Origin of the sequence: Aureimonas jatrophae, from assembly GCF_900104035.1 — a bacterium.
Lineage (GTDB): Bacteria > Pseudomonadota > Alphaproteobacteria > Rhizobiales > Rhizobiaceae > Aureimonas > Aureimonas jatrophae.
Genome location: NZ_FNIT01000004.1, coordinates 101649 through 122129, shown reverse-complemented (window position 1 = coordinate 122129; position 20481 = coordinate 101649). Strand labels below are relative to the sequence as shown.

The 20481-nt window shown below is 69.9% G+C and carries 20 protein-coding genes; 8 read left to right on the top strand and 12 right to left on the bottom strand.

What is annotated here, in order from left to right; translation table 11 throughout:
* Positions 1-101: 101 nt before the first annotated feature.
* From BLQ76_RS10570 to BLQ76_RS10560, 3 genes are read right to left on the bottom strand one after another with little or no spacing between them, the layout of a single operon-like run.
* Positions 102-1283, bottom strand: coding sequence for an amidohydrolase/deacetylase family metallohydrolase (locus tag BLQ76_RS10570; RefSeq protein WP_090672883.1), 1182 nt, complete (start codon positions 1281-1283; stop codon positions 102-104).
* A gap of 26 nt (positions 1284-1309) precedes the next feature.
* Positions 1310-2470: a mandelate racemase/muconate lactonizing enzyme family protein gene (locus BLQ76_RS10565; protein WP_090672880.1), complete on the bottom strand. Its 1161-nt coding sequence runs from the start codon at positions 2468-2470 to the stop codon at positions 1310-1312.
* Between the two features lie 57 nt (positions 2471-2527).
* Positions 2528-2962: a VOC family protein gene (locus tag BLQ76_RS10560; RefSeq protein WP_090672878.1), complete on the bottom strand. Its 435-nt coding sequence runs from the start codon at positions 2960-2962 to the stop codon at positions 2528-2530.
* 119 nt (positions 2963-3081) lie between these two features.
* Between BLQ76_RS10560 and BLQ76_RS10555 the strand changes: the two genes are divergently transcribed.
* On the top strand, positions 3082-3885 hold the full coding sequence (locus tag BLQ76_RS10555; protein ID WP_090672876.1) for an IclR family transcriptional regulator: 804 nt from the start codon (positions 3082-3084) through the stop codon (positions 3883-3885).
* Complete coding sequence (locus BLQ76_RS10550; protein WP_090672874.1) at positions 3882-5078, top strand: mandelate racemase/muconate lactonizing enzyme family protein; 1197 nt, start codon at positions 3882-3884, stop codon at positions 5076-5078. The genes BLQ76_RS10555 and BLQ76_RS10550 overlap by 4 nt, the downstream gene beginning before the upstream one ends.
* A 46-nt stretch (positions 5079-5124) precedes the next feature.
* On the opposite strand, the gene BLQ76_RS10545 is transcribed toward BLQ76_RS10550, so the two are convergent.
* Positions 5125-6096 carry an AraC family transcriptional regulator gene (locus BLQ76_RS10545; RefSeq protein ID WP_090672872.1) on the bottom strand — a complete coding sequence of 324 codons (972 nt, stop codon included), beginning with the start codon at positions 6094-6096 and terminating at the stop codon, positions 5125-5127.
* 79 nt (positions 6097-6175) lie between these two features.
* On the opposite strand from BLQ76_RS10545, the gene BLQ76_RS10540 reads away from it, so the two are divergent.
* Positions 6176-7408, top strand: a complete 1233-nt coding sequence (locus BLQ76_RS10540; protein WP_090672869.1) for an MFS transporter — start codon at positions 6176-6178, stop codon at positions 7406-7408.
* A 41-nt stretch (positions 7409-7449) separates the two neighbouring features.
* Here BLQ76_RS10540 and BLQ76_RS10535 read toward each other — a convergent pair whose 3' ends face one another.
* Positions 7450-8445 carry an SDR family oxidoreductase gene (locus BLQ76_RS10535; RefSeq protein WP_170842556.1) on the bottom strand — a complete coding sequence of 332 codons (996 nt, stop codon included), beginning with the start codon at positions 8443-8445 and terminating at the stop codon, positions 7450-7452.
* Between the two features lie 101 nt (positions 8446-8546).
* Positions 8547-8714, bottom strand: a complete 168-nt coding sequence (locus BLQ76_RS22085) for a hypothetical protein (RefSeq protein ID WP_170842555.1) — start codon at positions 8712-8714, stop codon at positions 8547-8549.
* 196 nt (positions 8715-8910) lie between these two features.
* Here BLQ76_RS22085 and BLQ76_RS10530 point away from each other — a divergent pair, with 196 nt between their 5' ends.
* On the top strand, positions 8911-9798 hold the full coding sequence (locus tag BLQ76_RS10530; RefSeq protein WP_090672867.1) for an NAD-dependent epimerase/dehydratase family protein: 888 nt from the start codon (positions 8911-8913) through the stop codon (positions 9796-9798).
* A 12-nt stretch (positions 9799-9810) separates the two neighbouring features.
* On the opposite strand, the gene BLQ76_RS10525 is transcribed toward BLQ76_RS10530, so the two are convergent.
* The 6 genes from BLQ76_RS10525 to BLQ76_RS10500 form a co-directional block, all read right to left on the bottom strand.
* Positions 9811-11319 carry a carboxypeptidase M32 gene (locus tag BLQ76_RS10525; protein ID WP_090672865.1) on the bottom strand — a complete coding sequence of 503 codons (1509 nt, stop codon included), beginning with the start codon at positions 11317-11319 and terminating at the stop codon, positions 9811-9813.
* Complete coding sequence (locus BLQ76_RS10520; protein WP_090672863.1) at positions 11316-12335, bottom strand: ABC transporter ATP-binding protein; 1020 nt, start codon at positions 12333-12335, stop codon at positions 11316-11318. The genes BLQ76_RS10525 and BLQ76_RS10520 overlap by 4 nt, the downstream gene beginning before the upstream one ends.
* The gene (locus BLQ76_RS10515; protein WP_090672861.1) at positions 12332-13318 is read right to left on the bottom strand and encodes an ABC transporter ATP-binding protein; all 987 of its coding nucleotides are present in this window, start codon (positions 13316-13318) and stop codon (positions 12332-12334) included. The genes BLQ76_RS10520 and BLQ76_RS10515 overlap by 4 nt, the downstream gene beginning before the upstream one ends.
* Positions 13315-14223 (bottom strand): ABC transporter permease, encoded by a 909-nt coding sequence (locus tag BLQ76_RS10510; protein ID WP_090672859.1) that lies wholly within the window; start codon positions 14221-14223, stop codon positions 13315-13317. Before BLQ76_RS10510 ends, BLQ76_RS10515 begins: the two co-directional genes overlap by 4 nt.
* On the bottom strand, positions 14220-15200 hold the full coding sequence (locus BLQ76_RS10505; protein WP_090672857.1) for an ABC transporter permease: 981 nt from the start codon (positions 15198-15200) through the stop codon (positions 14220-14222). Before BLQ76_RS10505 ends, BLQ76_RS10510 begins: the two co-directional genes overlap by 4 nt.
* Positions 15201-15269: 69 nt before the next feature.
* On the bottom strand, positions 15270-16844 hold the full coding sequence (locus tag BLQ76_RS10500) for an ABC transporter substrate-binding protein (RefSeq protein WP_244519578.1): 1575 nt from the start codon (positions 16842-16844) through the stop codon (positions 15270-15272).
* A gap of 158 nt (positions 16845-17002) precedes the next feature.
* Here BLQ76_RS10500 and BLQ76_RS10495 point away from each other — a divergent pair, with 158 nt between their 5' ends.
* Genes BLQ76_RS10495 through BLQ76_RS10480 form a run of 4 tightly spaced genes read left to right on the top strand, consistent with a single transcriptional unit; the run spans position 17003 to position 20469 of the window.
* The gene (locus BLQ76_RS10495; RefSeq protein WP_090672855.1) at positions 17003-18034 is read left to right on the top strand and encodes a GntR family transcriptional regulator; all 1032 of its coding nucleotides are present in this window, start codon (positions 17003-17005) and stop codon (positions 18032-18034) included.
* The gene (locus BLQ76_RS10490) at positions 18000-18701 is read left to right on the top strand and encodes a creatininase family protein (protein ID WP_090672853.1); all 702 of its coding nucleotides are present in this window, start codon (positions 18000-18002) and stop codon (positions 18699-18701) included. Before BLQ76_RS10495 ends, BLQ76_RS10490 begins: the two co-directional genes overlap by 35 nt.
* A complete protein-coding gene (locus tag BLQ76_RS10485; RefSeq protein WP_244519577.1) occupies positions 18698-19720 on the top strand; it encodes a ketopantoate reductase family protein in 1023 nt (340 codons plus the stop codon). The genes BLQ76_RS10490 and BLQ76_RS10485 overlap by 4 nt, the downstream gene beginning before the upstream one ends.
* Positions 19711-20469, top strand: coding sequence for an SDR family NAD(P)-dependent oxidoreductase (locus tag BLQ76_RS10480; protein ID WP_090672851.1), 759 nt, complete (start codon positions 19711-19713; stop codon positions 20467-20469). Before BLQ76_RS10485 ends, BLQ76_RS10480 begins: the two co-directional genes overlap by 10 nt.
* Positions 20470-20481: the final 12 nt, after the last annotated feature.

Here is a 20481-nt window from a genome sequence, read left to right as displayed (position 1 = left end):
CAGATGAGTTCAAATATGAACTTGTAGAGTTCTATAATGCACTGTGACGCGACCGGGATCGACTTGTCAACGGCCAAGTCCGGAGCCGGTTCTTCATGGTGTCAGTAGCGGCGTCCCTCGTTTCGGCCGTCCTCGACGCTGTCCAGCACCTGGCCGCGGCACACCGTCAGGACGTTGCGAAGACTCACGGAACCGCGCCGCACGACGCCCTCGCAGTCCACGAGATCGACGCCGCGCTCCTCCAGGTGGAACACCGCCAGATCGGCCTCGCCGCCGACCTGTAGCCGCCCGAGATCGGGGCGGCGGATGACAGTGGCCGGCGAGGTGGTCGCAAGGCGCAGGACCTCGGGCAGCGACAGCCCCAGCGCCAGGAACTTCGCCATCACCTCCGGCAGGCTGCCGGCGGGGCCGTCGATATTATGGGCGTGGAGGTCGGAGCTGATGGCGTCGGGCAGGAGGCCCTGGTCCATGGCGCGCTCGGCGATGCGGAACGAGAAGCTCGAGCCGCCATGGCCGACGTCCATGCGCACGCCGCGCCTCATGGCCTCGCGCACCGAGGGGCGCAGGCGCCCCGAGGCGTCGAGCACCGAGCCGCCCGCGCTAGCGTTGTAGACGTGGGCGAGGATGTCGCCCTCGCGCAGGAAGGGCAGCACCTCGTCGATGGTCGGCGGCGCGGTGCCGACATGGATCATCAGGGGGACGCCGAGCCGGTCGGCCGCCTCGCGCGCCAGCGGCAGGACGACGGGGCCGTTCGCGCCGCAGGCGTTGTTGCTGGCGCGCAGCTTCACGCCGTGGATCTCGGATCCGAACGCTTCCCCCACGCGATCGATCTCGCGAAGGTCCGCAAAGCGCCAGTCGTGCAGCTCGCCGACATCCATCGACAGGTGGCCGGCGGCGGCGAGGCCGATATAGGACAGGTTGACCATGGGCAGGATGCGCACACGGCTCGGCCGAACGACGTGCCAAAGGAAGCCCTCCAGCGTCGCCGCGCCGCTGCTGCCGCAGTCCACCCAGGTGGTGACGCCGGTGCGCGGCCCGATCTTGTCGGCGTTGACGCCGAGCAGCGTCCCGCCCCAGTAGGCGTGCGTGTGCAGATCGACGAGGCCCTGCACGACGAGGGCGCCGGCGGCCTCGACCACCTGGACGTCGGCCCCGTCCTCGCGTGCAAGGCCGGGCGCGATCGCGGCGATCCGGCCGTCCCGCACCAGGACGTCGGCCACCGCGTCGAAGCCCGATGCCGGGTCGATCACGCGCCCGCCGCGAACAAGGAGGGATGGTGTCATGCCGCCGCCTCCGAGCCCCCGCCTCGCTAGAAGGTCTTCTCGCCGGTCGACACGCCGGTCGTGTTCATGGAGCCGTCGAAGAGCGGCACGTTGGTCGCCTCGTAGGGGAAGCGCGCGCAGGCCTCCTCGATCAACTCGACGCCGAGCCCCGGCGCGGTCGGCGCCAGAAGGTGTCCGTCGGCGAAACGCAGCGTCTCGCGCACCAGCTCGCGCCGCCACGGCACGTCCACCGACACGGTCTCAAAGACCAGCATGTTGGGGATCGCCACCGAGGCATGGAGCGTCATCGCGTTCATCACCGGGCCGACCGGGTTGTGCGGGGCGACCGGGATGAGATGGGTGTGAGCGTTGTGGGCGATGCGCTTGGTCTCGCCGAGCCCGCCCACATGCGAGACGTCGGGCTGGAGGATATCGACCGCGCGCTTGGCGAGCGCTTCCTGGAACCGCGCGGGCTCGAAGAAGCGCTCGCCGGCCGCGATCGGCACGGGGCTGTTGGCGCGCACCTCGGCCAGCGCGTCGATGCTCTCGGGGGGCGTCGGCTCCTCGATCCAGGTGAGGTCGAAGGGGCTCAGCGCGCGGCACATCGCGATCGCGGTCGGCACGTCGAGCCGCCCGTGCACGTCAAGCATCAGGTCGATGTCGGGCCCGACCGCCGCGCGCACCGCTTCCACGATCGCGATCGTGGCGTGGCGCTGGCGCCGGTCCATCTGGAGGTCGGCCGTGTCGAACGGGTCCCACTTGAGGGCCCGATAGCCCATGGCGACGGCGGCCTTGGCCTTTTCGGCATGATCCTCGGGCGTCACCGCGCCGAAGAACCAGTGATTGGCGTAGCAGGCGACGCGCTCGCGATACTGGCCGCCGAGAAGCTCGAACACGGGAACGCCGAGCGCCTTGCCCTTGATGTCGAGAAGGGCCGCTTCGATGCCGCCGAGCGCCGTGCGGAACACGGCGCCCGTGCGCCAGTAGCTATCGCGATGCAACTGCTCGACGATCGCGTCCACCGCGAACGGGTCGCGCCCGACGAGGACGCGCTCCAGCTCCTCGATCGCGGCCACCACCGTGCGCGTCTTCCACTCCAGCGTCGCCTCGCCGACGCCGTCGATCCCGTCGTCGGTATAGATCTTCACGAACACGAAGTTGGTTCGCGACACATTGGCGACGAAGGTCTTGAGGCCCGTGATCTTCATGCACAGCGTCCCTGAAATCCGCCCTGCGCCGCATCGGCCTTTGTTGTGCGCATCGCCTCAACCCTCCTGGCGCAGGCGTGCGATGGCCTGCGCCTGCATGGAATTCTCGGCCATCTCCATGAGCTCGATGCGGTGCCCGTCGGGATCCTCGATCCAGGCCTGCCAGTTGCCGTCGGCGCCCAGAACCTTCGGGCGGATCGGCTCGATGCCGGCCGCCGCCAGTTCGCGCAGCGCGCCGTCGATCGAGGGCACTTCGAGGCACAGATGGTTGTAGCCCACCGCCTCGCGCTCGGCGGCGCGCTCGCCCGTGCCTTCGGGAAAGATTTCCAGGAACTGCTGGTCGGTCACGCGCAGGTAGACGAGCCACAGGCGTCCGTCCCGGTCGAGCCGCAGCATCTCGCGAAAGCCGAGCCCCTGCTCGTAGAAGCGCATCGTCCGGTCGATGTCCTTGATGCGGATGGCGACATGAGCGATGGCCGAAACGGTCAGCATGCGGCGGTCCTCCCTAGATGCCGACGCTTGTCTCGCGTCGTTCAAATATGAACTTCACCAGTTCATTATTTGATGCTACGCTCTCCCGTCTTCCTGTCAACCGCCAAGAGGGTAGGTGCATGGACATCCCCGAAGAGGCGGGCGCCAGCCGCCACACCATTCCCGCCATCGACCGCATGATGGAGCTTCTCGCCGCGCTCGAGCAGCGGGCCGAGGGCTTGTCGATCAGCGACCTCACGGCGCGGCTCGGCCTCCCGCGCACGAGCGTCTACCGCATCCTCAACACGCTGCAGCGCCACGACATGGTCCGCCGCAACGAGGCGGGGAGCTATCTTCTCGGCCGGCGTCTGCTGACATTGGCCGCCCATGTCGCCTCGCAGGCGAGCGAGATCGACCTTCAGGCGGCGAGCCAGCCCCACCTCGACCGGCTCGCCGCCGAACTCGGCGAGGGCGTGAAGCTCAGCGTTCTCGATGGCGAAGGTGTGCTGGTGCTGGCCACTGCGCAGGGTCGGCGCGAATACGCCCTGACGGTCGCGCCCGGCCAGCGCATGCCGATCCACGCGGGCGCGGCGAGCAAGATGCTGCTCGCCCATCTGGAGCCGGACGAGCTGGAGCGCTGGCTGGCCCGCCCGCTCGTCGCCTTCACGCCGCGCACCCTCACCGATCCGCGCCGCCTCAAGGCCGAACTCGCGCGCATCCGCCGCCTTGGCTGGGCGCAGGACAAGGGCGAGAACGCGCCGAGCATCCAGGCCTTCGCCGCACCGGTCCACGGTCCCGACGGCGCGATGGTCGCAGCCCTCAGCATCCCCTTCCTCGCCGGAACCGAGGCGGCGCGCATGGAGGCGATCCGGATGGCCGCGATCGAGGCCGCCGCCGCCGTTTCCCGTACCCTCAAGGACCCCAGGACAGGTCGCGCCGCATGAAGATCACCGACCTCCGATGCGCCGTGATCGGTCGCAGTCCCGTTGTGCGCATCGTGACCGACGAGGGCGTGTCGGGCTTCGCGCAGGCCGAGACCTGGAAGCCCTATCTGAAGCCGCACATCCTCGCCCTGCGCGAGGCGCTGATCGGCGAGGATCCGACGCTGGTCGAGCGCACCATGCGCAAGATCCGCCAGCGCGGCGGCTTCAAGCCCTGGGGCAGCGCCGTCAGCGTCGTCGAGATGGCACTCTGGGACCTGGCTGGGAAGGCCGCCGGTCTGCCGGTCCACCGCCTGCTCGGCGGCAAGGTGCGCGATCGCGTGCGCGTCTACAACGGCTCGGTGCGCTTTCCGCTCACGGGGCATCGGCCAGAGGACTACGCCGACGATCTCCAGCGCATGATGGCGTCGCCCGAGGGCTTCACGATCATCAAGCAGCCGATCGGCTTTCATTCGCCCATGAAGCGCGAGGTGCCGGACTTCACCTACGGCGAGCTGGGGGCGGGCCCCTTCCACGGCGCGCTGGACCGCGGCCCGGTGACCGAGCGGGGCCTGCACCATCTGGTCAGCTGCGTAGCGGCGATGAAGGAGGTCGCGGGCGACCGGGTCGGTCTGACGCTCGACTGCGGTCCCGGCTGGATGCTCGCCGACGCGATCCGCCTCGTGCGGATGCTGGAGCCCTACAACCTCCTGTGGGTCGAGGACCTCCTGTCAGGCGACTACACGCCGTGGGTGGATGCGGGCACCTATCGCGAGCTGACGCGCACCGCCACGACGCCGATCCACACGGGCGAACAGATCTATCTCCGTCGCAACTTTAAGGAGCTGATCGAGACCAACGCGGTGCATGTGGTCGGGCCCGACCCGGCCGATGTCGGCGGCATCGCCGAGCTTAAGTGGATCGCGGAATACGCCGATCTGCACGGCATCACGATGGCACCGCACGGCACGGCCAACGGGCTCCTAGGCCTCGGCGCGCTGGTCCAGGTCTCGGCCACGCTGCCCGACAACTTCATCGCCTTCGAGTACACGACCGGCGATCCGTCCTGGTGGAACGAGATCGTGGACGGGCTGCCCGACCCGATCGTCGTGAACGGGATGATCGAGGTGCCCGATCGCCCCGGCATGGGCGTCGAGCTCGTGCCCGAACGCGCCCGGCGCTATCTGGCGGAGGGTGACGAAGGCTTCTTCGACTGACCGTAAAGGGTGCCGAGGGGCCGGCGAGGATCCCGCCGCGCCTGTCTCAGGCGTCCGCCATGACGCCCGTGCGCAGCCGGCCCGGCGCCGTTCCCACCACCCGCTTGAAGGCGCGGCTGAAGGCGGCCTCGGAGTCGTAGCCGAGTCGGTGCGCGACCTCGCCGACGCGCATCCGGTCGCGGCCGATCCACTGCCGGGCTTGGTGCATGCGCATCTCGGTCACGTAGCGCGCGGGCGTCGTGCCGACGGTGGCGGTGAACTTCGCCGCAAAGCCCGATCGCGAGGCTCCCATGATGTCGGCCAGATCGGCCACCGCCCAGTTCCGCTCGGGCTCGGCATGGATCGCGGCGATCACGCGGCCGATCTGCGGGTCGCGCACCGCGGCCACCCAGCCGGCCGACTCGCCGCAGCCATGCTCCACCCAGGACCGGATGATCTGGGCCGCCATGACGTCGGCCAGCCGCGCCAGGATGCCGCTCGCCCCCACCCGGTTCAGCCCGCACTCGGCCACCATGGCATCGAGAAGGTGCGGAATAGTCGGCTCGGCCACCATCAGCTCCTGGGCGCGCATGACGTCCGGCATGACCTGAAGCAGCGGGTGCAGCCCGTCGAGGTTGAAGCGCATCGTACCGCAGAACAGGACGCAGGCCTCGCCGTCCGCCGGGGCGCCGCCGTCGTAGTCGTAGACGCTTTCGCAGATCGCCAGGCACTCGCGGCGCGGGAAGGGCCGGGGCTCGAGACCCGGCGCACTCGCCAGCGCGTGGGCGGCGCCGCGTGGCACGAGGACGGCGTCGCCGGCCGCCAGCTCGCTCCACGTGCCGTCCGGCTCCTGGAGCCAGCAGCCGCGTCCGGCGACGAAGTGGAAGTGGGCGTGCGGCTGCGCGGGATACGCGAAGCACCAGTCGCCGGCCATGCGGCAGCGGCCGTATTCGACGCCGTCGAGGCGCAGCCCTCGCAGCATTTCGGTCAAGGGATCGGCCGCGTCATGCGGGGCAGGTTTGGAGGATCGGTCAAGCATAATGGCTATTCTGGCATGGAAACGCCAGCGAGGCGAGCGTAGAGGTTATCGCAACGCAGCATATCGCAGGAGTGATCCGATGTCGGATTTCGCCATACCGCTTGCCCTCGACCAGCCCGTTGCCCCGGGCGAGCCTTTGGAAACGCTGCGCGCCGCCTGGCCCGCCGTCGTATCGCTTTCGTTCGGCGCCTTCGGCCTCGTGACGGCCGAGTTCCTGCCCGTGAGCCTGCTCACCCCCATGGCCGCCGAACTCGGCGTCACCAACGGCGTGGTCGGCCAGGCGATCACGGCCACCGCCGTGGTCGCGGCCATCGCGGGGCCGCTTCTCGTACTCTCGTCGGGACGGCTCGATCGCCGCCTGATCGTGTGGGCGTTGATGGCGATGCTGGTGGCCTCCAGCGTCATGGCCGCGACGGCCTCCAGCGTCGCGGTGCTTCTGGCGGCGCGCGCCGTGCTTGGCTTCGCGCTCGGCGGCTTCTGGGCCATGATGACGGCCTTGGCCCTCCGGCTCGTGGCCCCCCGCGACGTTCCGCGCGCCATGTCGACGATCATCATGGGCGTCTCGGTGGCGACCGTGGTGGCCGCTCCGCTGGGTGCGGCGCTGGGCGAGCTGTGGGGCTGGCGCGCGACGTTCCTGTCGGCGGCCGGTCTCGGCCTCGTCTCGCTCGGCGTGCAGATGGTGGTGCTGCCGTCGCTGCCGCCCACCGCGCCCCCGAGCCTCGCGTCGTTTGGAACCGCCCTGCGTCGTCCGGCGGTCGCGATCGGGCTCCTGACGATCGTGATCGTCGTGTCGGGTCATTTCGCCGGCTTCACCTTCATCCGCCCCTTCCTGGAAGAGGTGCCGCAGATGTCGGTTTCGACGATCTCGCTGGCGCTCCTCGCCTTCGGCGTCGGGGGCTTTGCCGGTAACATCGCGGCGGGCGCGATCGCCTCGCGCAGCCCGGCCTGGGGGGTGGGTCTCGCCTCGCTGCTGATCGCGGCCTCGGCCCTGGCCCTGGTCCTGCAGGGTCCCTCGCCGGCGGTGGCGTTCGCCGCGACCGCCATCTGGGGCTTCGCGTTCGGCGGTTTCCCGGTCTCGGTCTCGATCTGGAACGCGCGTGCCGCGCCCGACCTGGCCGAGAGCGCCGGCGCGCTCCTGTCCTCGGCCTTCCAGGTCGCGATCGCGAGCGGCGCGGTGATCGGCGGCCTCCTGATCGATGGGGTCGGACCGACCGGCGTGATCGTCTATGCGGCGATCGCGGTGGCGCTCGGCGCCGCGGTCATCCTGTCGGCGGGTCGCGCGTCGGAGCGCCGCCGTGCCGCCCTTGCTTGAGGAAAGGGGCGCCGCCCGTCGCGCGGCGCCCCGACTGTGCGTCAGGCCGGCTGGCCGTTGCCGCCCGTCGAGCCGAAGATCTGGCCCGTGGAGTAGCTGAGGAGCGGGTCGGCCGCCGCAACGTAGAGACCGGCGATCTCCGCCGGCTGGCCGGCGCGGCCCATGGGCGAGTCGGCACCGAACTCGCGCAGCTTCTCCACCGTCGCCCCGCCCGCAACCTGGAGCGGCGTCCAGAAGGGGCCAGGCGCCACGGCGTTGACGCGGATGCCGCGCGGGGCGAGTTCCTTGGCGAGCCCCTTGGTGAAGTTGAGCACGGCCGCCCGTGTCATGGCGTAGTGCATGATCTCGGCCGACGGGTTGCCAGCCTGCTCCGACGAGGTGTTCACGATCACCGCGCCCTTGCCCATGCGCTCCAACGCCGCCTTGGAAAGCCAGAAGGGGGCGTAGACATTGGTCTTCATCGTGTCGTCGAAGAGTTCCGACGAAATCTCGGCGATGGAAGGCCGGGTCTGCTGGAGCGCGGCGTTGTTGACGAGAATGTCGAGCCCACCGAGCTGCGTGGCGGCCTGCTCGACGAGGCTGCGGCAGAACTCCTCGGTGCGCAGGTCGCCGGGGATCGCCACCGCCTTGCGCCCCTCCGCCTCGATCAGCGCGATGACCTCGCGCGCGTCGGGCTCCTCCTGCGGCAGGTAGTTGATGGCGACGTCCGCGCCCTCGCGCGCATAGGCGATCGCCGCCGCGCGGCCGATGCCGGAATCGCCGCCCGTGATCAGCGCACGCTTGCCCGCGAGCCGGCCCGATCCCTTGTAGCTTGTCTCGCCGTGGTCGGGGCGTGGGTTCATCTTGGAGGCAAGGCCCGGCCAGGGCTGCATGTCGGTCGGGTAGGGGGGCTTGGGGTAGGTCGCCGGATCGGGCGGTGTCGTCGCGGTCGCACCTGCGGACTGCGCGGCGGCACGCGAGGCCGTTCCAGCCGTCACCGCCGCGCCGGCGGTCAGGGCGGCTCCGGCCAGAAAGGTGCGGCGGCTTGTATCGGTCATGGATGATCTCTCCGTTGGAGAGGATCCAAGTCGATCGATACGCGATGGTTCCAGCCGCGACATGGCGCCTCGCTGCAAGCGACCGGTCGCGCCGGTCGTGGTCAGGCCGCCAGCCAGAGCACGAGAAGAAGGAGCCATAGAACCGCGGAGGCCAGAAGTCCGCTGCGCAAGGCCTGAAGCGACAGGGTGGGTGAGGCAACGACCATCACCGCGGCTCCGTTCGGCTCCAGCTTCTGGAGCCTGCCCCGATGTCCTGTTCCGTCTGCCATGATCCGTCCTCCCGCGGTTCGGCCAGCTTCTAGCGCCCTGCGGATGATGGCGACATAAAAATAACTACGATAAGTATTTGCGGCCGACGTTCGTGCCTGCGCGCGTAAGGTCGCAGATCGCCCATGACGAACCGGGCCGCTCCCCCATATGGCGCACGGGACCGCAGCGCCGGTCCGCCGTTTCGGGAGGTTCCACATGCGCATAGTTTTCACGGGCGGGACGGGCAAGGCGGGGCGCCATGTGGTGCCCTACCTTGTGGACCGGGGCCACGAGGTGCTGAACGTCGACCTCAAGCCGCTCGACCATCCCGGCGTCAACACGCTCCTGGCCGACATCACCGACAGCGGGCAGATGTTCAACGCCCTGTCGAGCCACTTCGGGTTTGAGGGCTACGACACGGGGCGCGGCCCGGCCAGGGTCGACGCGGTGGTGCACTTTGCCGCCGTGCCGCGCGTCCTGATCCACCCCGACAACGAGACGTTCCGCATCAACACGGTGGGCACCTACAACGTCGTCGAGGCGGCCGTGAAGCTCGGCATCCGCAAGATCGTGATCGCCTCCAGCGAGACGACCTACGGCGTGTGCTTTGCGGAAGGCGACCGCCCCTTCCACGCCTTTCCGCTGGAGGAGGACTACGACAGCGACCCGATGGACAGCTACGGGCTGTCGAAGGTCGTCAACGAGCGCACGGCGCGCGCCTTTGCCGAGCGGTCGGGGGCCGACATCTATGCGCTGCGCATCGGCAACGTGATCGAGCCGCACGAGTACGACCGGTTCCCCGCGTTTCTGGCCGACCCGATGAGCCGTAAGCGCAACGCCTGGAGCTACATCGACGCGCGCGACCTCGGGCAGATCGTGGATCTGTGCCTTCACAAGGACGGGCTGGGCTACCAGGTGTTCAACGCCACCAACGACACGATCACCGCGCGCGAGCCGACCGCCGCGTTCCTGGCCCGCCACCAGCCCGGAACGCCGCTCACGCGCGAGATGGGCGAGTTCGAGGCCCCGCTCTCCAACCGCAAGATCCGCGAGGTGCTCGGCTTTCGCGAACAGCACGATTGGCGGAAGTACGTCGCTGAGTAGGGCGCGCCCGCCTCAGCCGAACTTGGCCGCGAGATAGCGAAGATACGGCCCCGGCGTCAGCGCCGAGCCGGTGGCGTCCACGAGGAGCTCGTCGCGCGAGCGCGAGCGACCGTGGCGCCAGACGGCCTCGCGCAGGTGCCCCGCCAGGCGCGCATAGTCGCCGGCCGCCAGACGCTCGCCGAGCTCGGGATCGCCGGCGTGGAGCGATTCCATGAGCTGGGCGGCCATGGCGTTGCCGACCGTGTAGGTCGGGAAGGAGCCGAGATAGCCCGACGACCAGTGGACGTCCTGCAGGCAGCCGCGCCGGTCGTCGGGAACGGTGAGGCCGAGGTCGCGCCGCATCGCCTCGTTCCAGGCGCCCGGCAGGTCGGCTGGCGCGAGCGAGCCGTCCATCAGCTGCCGCTCGATCTCGGCGCGCAGCATGATGTGGAAGTCGTAGGTCAGCTCGTCCGCATCCACGCGGATGAAGCCCGGCTCGACGTGGTTCACCGCGCGTGCGAAGCGCTCGGGCGAGACGTCGTCGAGCGCGCCGGGGAAATGGCCCTGGAGACGCGACAGGTTGAGGCGCCAGAAGGCCTCCGAGCGCCCGACATGGTTCTCCCACAGCCGCGACTGCGACTCGTGCGCGCCGAAGCTCGTGCCACCCACCGCATAGAGAAGGATGAGGTCGGTGGCGAAGACGCTGCGCGTGAGAGCTTCCGCCACGTTCTGCTCGTAGAGCCCGTGGCCCGCCTCGTGCAGCGTGCCGAAGAGCGCGCCCGGCAGGAAGTCCTCGCGGTAGCGCGTGGTGATGCGCACGTCGTTGCGCGTGAACGAGATCTCGAACGGATGCACCGCCGTGTCGAGGCGGCCGCGGCCGAAGTCGTAGCCGACGAGCTCGGCCAGCCCGCGGCAGGCCGCGCGCTGCGCTTCCACGGGAACGAGCCGGTCGACCAGCGCGTCGCGCGGGCGGCCCCGCGCCCGGTCGAGGATCGGCAGGAGACCGGCGCGCAGCTCATCCAGGAAACGCTTGATCGAGTCCGCCGTCTCGCCCGGCTCGTAGAGCGCGACCATGGCGCTGTAGGGATGGCCGTCATGGCCCATCGCCTCGGCGCTCTCGCGCGCCAGCGCGACGCTTTCGGCAAGGAACGGAAGAAAGCTGGCGAAGTCGGACGCTGCGCGCGCCTCGGCCCACGCCGCGCCGGCCACCGGCCCGAGCTCGGCCTGCCGCTGGAGAAGGCGCGGGTCGAGGCGCTCGTGATGCCGGATCGCAGCCAGGACTTGGCTCGCCGCACGTCGCTCGAGGTCACGCTCCTCGCGCCCCTCGGTCTCGGCGAGCGCCTGTTCGGCCGCGCGGCGCATGGCGCCGGACAGGATGCGCTCGCGCGCCAGCCCCTTCAGAGTCGCGATCTGCTGACCGCGCGTCTCGGCACCCCCGGCCGGCATCACCGTGCGGTTGTCCCACTGGAGCACCGCCACCGCGCACAGGATGTCGTTGACCGCCGCGACCTCGGCCGCCAGCGTTCGTGCCGTCTCGCTCATGCCGTTCCTCCGGTTCCCCCGTCGTGCAGATGGCAGGCGGCCTCGTGCGCGCCGGCCGCCGCCTTGAGCTTGGGCACCTCCACGCGGCAGCGCGGCCCCGCATGGGGGCAGCGCGGGTGGAAGGTGCAGCCCGCCGGCGGATCGATCGGCGAGGGGATCTCGCCCTGGATCGGCCGGAAGCGTGCGCGGCCTGCGCCGATGCGCGGCACGCTCTCGAAGAGCGCCTGCGTGTAGGGATGGAGCGGCTGCCGGTAGATCGCCTCGACGGATCCCAGCTCCACGATGCGGCCGAGATACATGATCGCGACGCGGTCGCTGACATGGCGCACGACGCCGAGATCGTGGCTGACGAAGAGCGCGGTGAGGCCCAGCGAGGCGCGAAGGTCCTGGAAGAGGTTGAGGACCTGCGCCTGGATCGACACGTCGAGCGAGGCGACCGGCTCGTCGAGGACGAGGAGGTCGGGACGCATGGCGAGCGCGCGGGCGATCGCGACGCGCTGGCGCTGCCCGCCCGAGAACTGGTGCGGCAGCCGGTCGGCATAGTCGGCGCCTAGCCCGACCTTGTGAAGGATTTCGCGCACGTAGGCGTCGACATCGCGCCGCGCGACGAGCCCGTGCACCCGCGGCCCCTCGGCGATCGTGTCGCCCACCTTGCGGCGCGGGTTGAGCGAGGCGAAGGGGTCTTGGTGGATCATCTGGACGCGCGTCGTGGTCTTCACCACGTGGCCGCGCCGCTCGGTCGCCACCGGCGCGCCGTCGAAGGCGAGGTGTCCGTCGCTCGGCACGGTGATGCCCGACACCATGCGCCCGAGCGTGGACTTGCCGCAGCCCGACTCGCCGACGATGCCGACCACCTCGCCCCGGCGGACCGTGAGGTCCACCGCGTTCACGGCGCGCACCGTGACGTTTTGAGCGGTCCCGCCGCCGAGCCGGCCGGCGATGCGCTCGGCCAGACCCGGACGGCGCGTGAAGCGCTTGGACACGCCGGAGAGTTCGAGAAGCATCTCCGCGCTCATGCGGCGATCTCCAGCGGGTGGTGGCAGCGAACGGATTGCGGGCCGAAGTCGCGGCTCGGCGGCTCCTGGCGGCACTGGTCCGTGCGGCGCGCGCAGCGCGGCTGGAAGGGGCAGCCCTCGGGCAGATGGGCAAGCGAGGGCGTCGAGCCCGGGATCTGCGGCAGGCGGTTGCCCGGCTCGGTCCGGCCGGGAACGGAGTCGATCAGGCCGCGCGTGTAGGGGTGGCGCGGGGTCGCGATCACGGCCTCGGCGGGCCCGCGCTCCACGATGCGGCCGGCATACATGACGCAGATGTCGTCGGCGAGGCTGGAGACGACGGCGAGATCGTGCGTGATCCAGACCACCGCCGTGCCGGTCTCGTCGGCCAGGCGCCGGATCTCGGCGAGGATCTGGCCCTGGATCGATACGTCGAGCGCCGTGGTCGGCTCGTCGGCGATGATCACGGCCGGCTTGTGGAGAAGCGCGATGGCGATCGCCACGCGCTGGCGCATGCCGCCCGAGAGCTGGTGGGGATAGGCGCGAAGGCGCTCGGCCGGTGAGGGGATGCCGACCGTCTCCAGCGCTTGGCGCGCGCGCTCGAGCGCCTCGGCCTTCGAGACCTTGGCGTGCGCCTGAACCGCCATGCGCATCTGGTGGCCGACGGTCAGAACCGGGTTCAGCGTCATCATCGGGTCCTGGAAGACCATGGCGACGCGGTTGCCCCGCATGCGGCGCTGCTCGGGCCGGGACAGGGCGCGCATGTCGACGCCCTCGACGCGCACCGCGCCGCCGGCGACCTCGCCCGGCTCGTCCACGAGGCCGAGGATCGAGAAGCCCGTCACGCTCTTGCCCGATCCGCTCTCGCCCACGAGGCCGAGGATGCGGCCGCGCTCGACGCGGAAGCTGACGCCGTTCACGGCCGTGAGCTTGCCCGCGCGCGTTTCGAAGCGCGTGACGAGACCCTGCACGTCGAGGGCGGCGCTGGGTTGCGTCGCCGCGCTCATCGGCGGCGCCTCGGGTCGAGAAGGTGGCGCACCCGGTCGCCCACGAGGTTGATCGCGACCACCGCGATCATGAGCGCGACGCCGGGATAGATCGACAGCCAGTGGCGGTCGGAATGGATGTACTTGAAGCCATTGGAGATGAGCGAGCCGAGCGAGGGTTCGGTGAGGGGCAGGCCGACGCCCAGAAACGAGAGCGTCGCCTCCAGCGCGATGGCGCTCGCCACCTGCACGCTCGCCACCACGATCAGCGGCGGCAGGACGTTGGGCAGGAGGTGGCGGAAGAGGACGCGGCTCGTCGGAAGCGGCGTCGAGCGCGCGGCCTCGATATAGTCCTTGCGCCGCTCGGCCGTGGCCGCGCCGTGCGTGGTGCGGGCGAAGTAGGCGTATTGCGCGATCACCAGCGCGACGATGATCTGCGCGAGCCCCTGGCCGAGCACGGCGACGAGCACCAGCGCAAGCAGGATCGCGGGCATGGAGAGCTGGAGGTCGACGACGCGCATCAGCAACGCCTCCAGCCGGCCACCGAAATAGGCGGCGCTGAGGCCGACCACGACGCCGGCGGCGAGCGCCAGGAGGTTGGCCGAGAGGCCGATCACGAAGCTCGTGCGCAACCCGTAGAGGATCGCCGACAGCATATCGCGACCGACATTGTCGGTGCCGAGCCAGTGCACGTACTCGCCCGAGCCGACCTCGCCGGGCGGCAGAAAGGCGTCCGCCCAGTCGAGCGCGGCCATGTCGTAGGGGTCCTGCGGCGTCAGCCACGGCGCGCCGAAGGCGGCGACAAGAAGCAGTGCGATCACGACGAGCGCCAGCACCGCCACGGGCGAGCGGCGGTAGTCGCTCCAGATCTGGCGAAGGCGCAGCGTGCGCGTTTCGGCGGGCGGCGAGATGGCGGCGACGCTCATTCGCCCGCTCCCCCGCCCAGCCGCACGCGCGGGTCGAGCCGGGCGTAGACGAGATCGACCGTGAAGTTGATGAGCACGAAGAGGATCACGACGAGCACGAGGTAGGCGACCATCACGGGGCGGTCGAGCTGGAGGATGGAGTCGATGATCAGCTTGCCGACGCCCGGCCAGTTGAACACGCTTTCCGTGACCACCGCGAAGGCGAGCGTCGAGCCGAGCTCGAGGCCGAACACGGTGACCAGCGGAATCGAGATGTTCTTGAGGACGTGCGAGCGCACGATGCGCCCCTCCGAGAGCCCCTGCGCGCGGGCGAAGCGCACGTAGTCGGCGCCCATCGCCTCCACCATGCCGGCGCGCGTCAGGCGGATCATCAGGCCCATGTTGAAGAGCGACAGGTTGACCGCGGGCAGGATCACATGGGCCCAGCCGTCGGCGGTGGCGAGCGAGGTGGGAATGCCGAGGAGCGAGCCGACCGCGCCGCGTCCGCCCGACGGGAGGACGCCGAGCTCCACCGCGAAGGTCATGATCAGGATCATGCCGATCCAGAAGGTCGGCACCGAGAAGCCGAGCACCGAGAAGGCCATGATCGCCTTGGCGGGGGCCGATTCCGGCCGGTAGCCGGCGTAGAGGCCGAGCGGCACGCCGAGGCCGGTCGCGATCGCGACCGAGACGAGAACGAGTTCCAGCGTCGCGGGCAGGCGCGAGAAGATGAGCTCCACCACCGGCACGTTGTAGATGAGGCTGCGGCCGAGATCGCCGGTGGCGACGCCGGCCAGGAAGTTCGCGTACTGGCGCCAGAGCGGCTGGTCGAGGCCGTATTGCGCGATCAGCGCCGCGCGGGTCGCCTGGTCGGCGCCCGGATCGATCAAGACGTCGATCGGATTGCCGATGGCGTAGACGCCCACGAACACGATGATCGACATGGCGAAGACGACGATCACGGCCTGGGCGAGGCGCTGGAGGACGAAGCCGGCCATCGCGGACTTTCGATAAGGGGACGATTAAGGCCGGCGCCGCGCGATCGGCGGCGCCGGGACTGCTGCGCGTTACTTCGCGGGCTTGATCAGGTAGGCCAGCGTTTCCTGGTCGATGCGCGGCTGGAAGTCGACCGTGTCGGCCTTGGCGGCCCAGACGGTCTGCAGGATCACGGTCGGGATCAGTGCGCGGTCCTCCATGGCGATCTTCGAGGTTTCCTCGAAGATCTTGCGGCGCTTCTCGTCGTCCAGCGTGCGCTGGCCCTCCTCGAACAGCGTGTCGAACTGCTTGTTGGAGTAGCCCGTGCGGTTGAAGGCGCCGAGGCCCAGCTCCTTGTCGGCGGTGTGGACCATCGAGCCGTAGGTGTAGGACGCCTCGCCCGTGATCGTGCCCCAGGCCGACATCTGGACCGAGTAGTCGCCGCGCTGCGAGGCGGGGAAGAAGACCGTGCCGTTCAGCGCGTTGGCGTTCACCTTCAGGCCGGCGCGCGACCACATCTGGGCGAGCGCCTCGCAGACCACCGAGTCGCCCGGCACGCGGTTGTTGGTGCAGGTGAAGTCGAACTCGAAGCCGTTGGGATAGCCGGCCTCGGCGAGCAGCGCCTTGGCGCCCTTGAGGTCGTACTGGGGCTCGGGCAGCTCGGCCGAGTAGCCGAAGAAGCCTTCCGGCATGAGCTGGTTGGCGGGCTTGCCGAGACCCTCCAAGACGACGCGCACCAGCGTCTTGCGGTCGATCGCCTTGTCGAGCGCGGTGCGCACCTTGAGGTCGGCGAACGGGTTGGCGTCGATCACCTTGCCGTCGACCTTCACCTTTTGGGGCAGGGTCGCGCCTTGAACCGGCTGGACGTTCAGGATGTAGAGCGAGTCGGAGATGAAGGTCTGGAGGCTCCCGTCGCCCTTGATCGACTGGTAGTCGCTCGCCGGCACGTAGTTGATGAGGTCGACGCCCCCTGAGCGCAGCGCCGCCACGCGCGCGGCGTCGTCGGGGATCTCGCGGCGCACGATGCGCTGCCAGTGGGGCTTCTCGCCCCAGTAGTCCTCGTTGCGCTCGGCCACGAAGTCGCCCTTGGGCGTCCAGGACACGAACTTGTAGGGACCGGTGCCGATCGCCTTGGCGCCGGAGTTGAACTCGTCGTTCTTCGCCTCGCCGGTGGACTTCGGGACGATGAAGAGACGGATGAAGTCGTTGGGCAGCGAGGGCGCCGTGCTGTTGGTGACAACGCGCAACGTGTAGGGATCGACGACCTCCACCGACTTCACGCGCTTGGTGTAGATGGTCGTCGACATCGGGCCGGTGACCTTCGGGATACGCTCGATCGAGTACTTCACGTCCTCGGCCGTCAGCGGCTCGCCGTTGTGAAACTTGACGCCCTCGCGGATCTTGAACTCCCAGCTATCCTCGCCGGTCGGCTTCCAGGAGGTGGCGATCGCGGGCTGGAGCTGGAGGTTGTTGTCGACGCCCACCAGCGTGTCGAAGACATGGCGCAGCGTCTCGGCCTGGCTGCCGAGCGTCGACCAGTGCGGGTCGATCGAGTCGGGGCCTGCGCGCACGCCCATGGTGAGGGTCTGCGCGCCGGCCAGGACGGGCACGGCCGTGACCAGCGCGAGCGCCGTCATCGTGGTTTTCAGGAACCGGTTGATCAGCACGTCGAAACCCCCTCAAGTGTTACTGATGAATGTAACACTAGAAACGGATGCGAACGCGGGTCAAGCCGAAATAGCAGGCATTTCGATGCTGCAACTGCACAGTTTGGAGGCGTAGCGCCGGCTTGAACCAAAAATCGTTCTGATGCACTGATACGGTCATGAGCGAGGCGGACCAACAGGCCCAGGTGATGGCGCGCATCGCGGCGGCGGTGGACCGTGCGCTGGCGGTGCCCGTCACCGTACAGCTGCGCGGCGCGCTGGAATACGGCATCGCCTCGGGTCTCATCCCGGCCGGCTCGCAGCTTCCCTCCGTGCGCGCGCTCGCCGCCCATCTCAAGGTCTCGCCGGTCACCGTGTCGAACGCCTATGCGGCGCTGCGCGTCGCGGGGTTGGTCGAGGGGCGCGTCGGCGCGGGCAGCTTCGTGACGCCCGGCGCCTCGCCGACGGAGAGCGAGCTCGACGTCCACCGCCTCCTCCAGGCGCAGATCGAGGATCTCGTGGAGGCCGCGGAGGCGATCGGCCTCGACCGACGCGAGCTTGCGATGCGCGTCGCCAACGCGCGCGGCCGGCGCCGATCCCTTCGCATCCTCATGCTCGGTATCTTTCCCGAGGCGACCGAAAGCTACGCCGCGATCCTGCGCACCCATCTGCCCGCGCGCGACGAGGTCGTGGCCGCGACGCTGGCCGGGGCGCGCGAGGCGCTGCCCGAGGGGATCGACCTCGTGGTGACGCCGCGCAACGTCCAGGCCGAGGCGCAGCGCCTGTTTCCCGCCGTTCCCGTGGTGGGCATGACCTTCATCCCGACCGAGCAGACGCGCATCGAGCTTGCGCGCATCGCGCCCGAGGCGCGCGTCGCCATCGTCTCCTACTTCGCCGACTTCCTGGCGCTGATGCGCGCCGGCATCCTGCGCTTTGCGCCGCACGTGTCGGCCAGCGAGGCCTGCCTCTGGGACGCGCCCGAGATCGACGCCGTCCTCGGGCGCTGCGACGTCCTGATCTACGCCACGGGCGCCGAAAGCGTGCGCGAGCGGCTCGGCCCCGGCCAGAACGCGATCGAGTATCGCCACACACCCGACCCCCACGCCATCCGCGCCGAACTCCTGCCCGCCGTCGAGGCGCAGCGCGAGGCGCCAACCCCCATGAAGGAGACGAGCGGTGAAGATAGCCGACAGCAACTGGTTCGAGGTTGAAGCCTACCTGAAGGGCGACGATCGCTGCGTCCTGCCGCTCGGCTCGACCGAGCAGCACGCCTACCTCAGCCTTTCGGTCGACTCGATTTTGGCCGAGCGCATGGCGGCGGAAGCTGCCGAGCCCTTGGGCGTCCCGGTATTCCCGGTGCTCGCCTACGGGCTGACGCCCTACTTCAACGCCTATCCCGGCACGGTGACGCTGCGCACCGTCACCTACATGAACGTCGTTCGCGACATCCTCGACAGTCTCTACCGCAGCGGCTTCCGGCGCGTCCTGATCGTCAACGGCCACGGCGGCAACTCGCCGGTGCAGCCGGTGACCATGGAGTGGATGGACGAGCGCGAGGGCGCGCGCGCCCGCTTCCACAACTGGTGGAACGCGCCCGGCGCCTGGGCCAAGGTGCAGGAGATCGACCCCAAGGCCAGCCACGCCTCCTGGATGGAGAACTTCCCCTGGACGCGCCTGCCCGGCCGTCCGCTCCCCAATCACCAGAAGCCCATGGCCGACTTCGACCGGCTGAAGGACCGCTCGGCGGAGGCCGTGCGCGAGCTCGTCGGCGACGGCAACTACGGCGGCTACTACCAGCGCGACGACGCCGAGATGGAGGCGCTGTGGAAGGTCGGCGTCGAGGAAACGCGCGCGCTTCTGGAAGGGGACTGGCGGTGAGCGCGGACCCGATCCTCATCTGGGGCGCGGGCGCGATCGGGGGGGTCCTCGGCGCCTACTTTCAGCGTGCGGGCCACGACGTCCTCCTAGTGGATGTGGCGGGCGACCACGTCGAGGCGATGAACCGGGACGGGCTCCTGATCGAGGGGCCGGTCGAAGAGTTCCGCCAGAGCGTGCGCGCCGCCCTGCCGGCCGAGGTCGAGGGGCGGTTCCGCCGCGTCATCCTCGCCGTGAAGGCCCATCACACGCCGAACGCGCTCGGCATGCTCGTGCCGCATCTGGCCGACGACGGCTTCGTCGTCTCGGCGCAGAACGGCCTCAACGAGAGCGTCATCGCCGACACGATCGGCGCGTCGCGCACGATGGGCTGCTTCGTGAACTTCGGCGCCGACTGGCAGGCGCCGGGCCGCATCCTCTACGGCAATCGCGCGGCGGTGGCGCTGGGCGAGCTCGACGGGCGCACGACGGAGCGCCTGGCCGAGATGCACGCCTTGTTCCGGCTGGTCGAGCCCGACGCGGTGATGACCGATAATATCTGGGGCTATCTCTGGGGCAAGCTCGGCTACGGGGCGCTTCTGTTCGCAACCGCGCTGACCAACGACTCCATGGCCGACGCGCTCGCCCGCGAGCGCTACTTCCCGGTCTACGACGCGCTGGGGCGCGAGGTGATGAGCCTGGCGCGCGCGCAGGATATCCAGCCGCTCGGCTTCAACGGCTTCGACCCGGCCGCGTTCTCGAACGGGTCCGTCAGCGAGGCGGCGCGTCGCTCGGTCGCCGCCATGACCGAGCACAACCGCCACACCGCCAAGACCCATTCCGGCATCTGGCGCGATCTCGCCGTGCGCAAGCGGCGCACCGAGGTCGACGCGCAGGTCCTGCCGCTCACCGCGATCGGCGCCGAACACGGCGTTCCGACGCCCGCCCTCGCGCGCCTCGTGGCGCTCGTCCACGACCTCGAGGCGGGACGCCGCGAGCAGTCGCTCCAGACCCTCGACGAGATGCTCAGCGCATGCGCCTGACCCTCGAAGGCCGCCGCTTCGCGGTCACCGGCGCCTCGCAGGGCATCGGACGCGCCATCGTCCATGGGCTGGTCGCCAGCGGCGCGCGCGTCGCAGCGCTCGACATCGACGCCGACGGGCTCGGGGCGCTGGAGGGGAGCGAGGAGACGCTGCCGCGCATCCCCGTGGATCTCGGCCGGCGCGAGGACGCGCACCGCGCGATCGCGGAAGCTGCCGCGCGGCTCGGCGGTCTCGACGGGATCGTGACGGCCGCCGGCGGCGTGCGCGGTCAGGTGGGTCGCCCGCTGGAGGCGGTGGGCGAGGCGGATTTCACCGCCATCATGGACGCCAACCTCATGGGCGCGCTCTGGTGCGCCCAGGCCGCAACGCCCTACCTCAAGCGCTCGCAAGCGGGGCGTATCGTCACGATCTCGTCGGGCGCGGGGCTCCGGCCCAGCCTCACCGGCATCCAGGCCTATGCGGCGGCCAAGCACGCGCTGGTCGGCCTGACGCGCCAGCTGGCGCTGGAACTCGGCCCCGCCGGCATTACCGTGAACTCGGTCGCGCCGGGCTTCGTCCTGTCCAATCCCTCCACCGAGCGGCAATGGGAGGCCTTCGGCCCCGAGCGCCAAGGCCAAGTGATCGAGGGCACGCACATGCGCCGCCTCGGCACGCCCGAGGACATCTCGGCCGCCGTCCTGTTCCTGCTTAGCGCCGAGGCCAGCTGGATCACGGGACAGATCCTGTCGGTCGACGGCGGCCGCGCCTGATTTTCATCGCTC

What these genes read in the sequence shown, in the direction of transcription:
- BLQ76_RS10570 (WP_090672883.1), bottom strand. Translation starts at nt 1,283, where the DNA reads ATGACACCATCCCTCCTTGTTCGCGGCGGGCGCGTGATCGACCCGGCA.
- BLQ76_RS10565 (WP_090672880.1), bottom strand. Translation starts at nt 2,470, where the DNA reads ATGAAGATCACGGGCCTCAAGACCTTCGTCGCCAATGTGTCGCGAACC.
- BLQ76_RS10560 (WP_090672878.1), bottom strand. Translation starts at nt 2,962, where the DNA reads ATGCTGACCGTTTCGGCCATCGCTCATGTCGCCATCCGCATCAAGGAC.
- BLQ76_RS10555 (WP_090672876.1), top strand. Translation starts at nt 3,082, where the DNA reads ATGGACATCCCCGAAGAGGCGGGCGCCAGCCGCCACACCATTCCCGCC.
- BLQ76_RS10550 (WP_090672874.1), top strand. Translation starts at nt 3,882, where the DNA reads ATGAAGATCACCGACCTCCGATGCGCCGTGATCGGTCGCAGTCCCGTT.
- BLQ76_RS10545 (WP_090672872.1), bottom strand. Translation starts at nt 6,096, where the DNA reads ATGCTTGACCGATCCTCCAAACCTGCCCCGCATGACGCGGCCGATCCC.
- BLQ76_RS10540 (WP_090672869.1), top strand. Translation starts at nt 6,176, where the DNA reads ATGTCGGATTTCGCCATACCGCTTGCCCTCGACCAGCCCGTTGCCCCG.
- BLQ76_RS10535 (WP_170842556.1), bottom strand. Translation starts at nt 8,445, where the DNA reads ATGACCGATACAAGCCGCCGCACCTTTCTGGCCGGAGCCGCCCTGACC.
- BLQ76_RS22085 (WP_170842555.1), bottom strand. Translation starts at nt 8,714, where the DNA reads ATGGCAGACGGAACAGGACATCGGGGCAGGCTCCAGAAGCTGGAGCCG.
- BLQ76_RS10530 (WP_090672867.1), top strand. Translation starts at nt 8,911, where the DNA reads ATGCGCATAGTTTTCACGGGCGGGACGGGCAAGGCGGGGCGCCATGTG.
- BLQ76_RS10525 (WP_090672865.1), bottom strand. Translation starts at nt 11,319, where the DNA reads ATGAGCGAGACGGCACGAACGCTGGCGGCCGAGGTCGCGGCGGTCAAC.
- BLQ76_RS10520 (WP_090672863.1), bottom strand. Translation starts at nt 12,335, where the DNA reads ATGAGCGCGGAGATGCTTCTCGAACTCTCCGGCGTGTCCAAGCGCTTC.
- BLQ76_RS10515 (WP_090672861.1), bottom strand. Translation starts at nt 13,318, where the DNA reads ATGAGCGCGGCGACGCAACCCAGCGCCGCCCTCGACGTGCAGGGTCTC.
- BLQ76_RS10510 (WP_090672859.1), bottom strand. Translation starts at nt 14,223, where the DNA reads ATGAGCGTCGCCGCCATCTCGCCGCCCGCCGAAACGCGCACGCTGCGC.
- BLQ76_RS10505 (WP_090672857.1), bottom strand. Translation starts at nt 15,200, where the DNA reads ATGGCCGGCTTCGTCCTCCAGCGCCTCGCCCAGGCCGTGATCGTCGTC.
- BLQ76_RS10495 (WP_090672855.1), top strand. Translation starts at nt 17,003, where the DNA reads ATGAGCGAGGCGGACCAACAGGCCCAGGTGATGGCGCGCATCGCGGCG.
- BLQ76_RS10480 (WP_090672851.1), top strand. Translation starts at nt 19,711, where the DNA reads ATGCGCCTGACCCTCGAAGGCCGCCGCTTCGCGGTCACCGGCGCCTCG.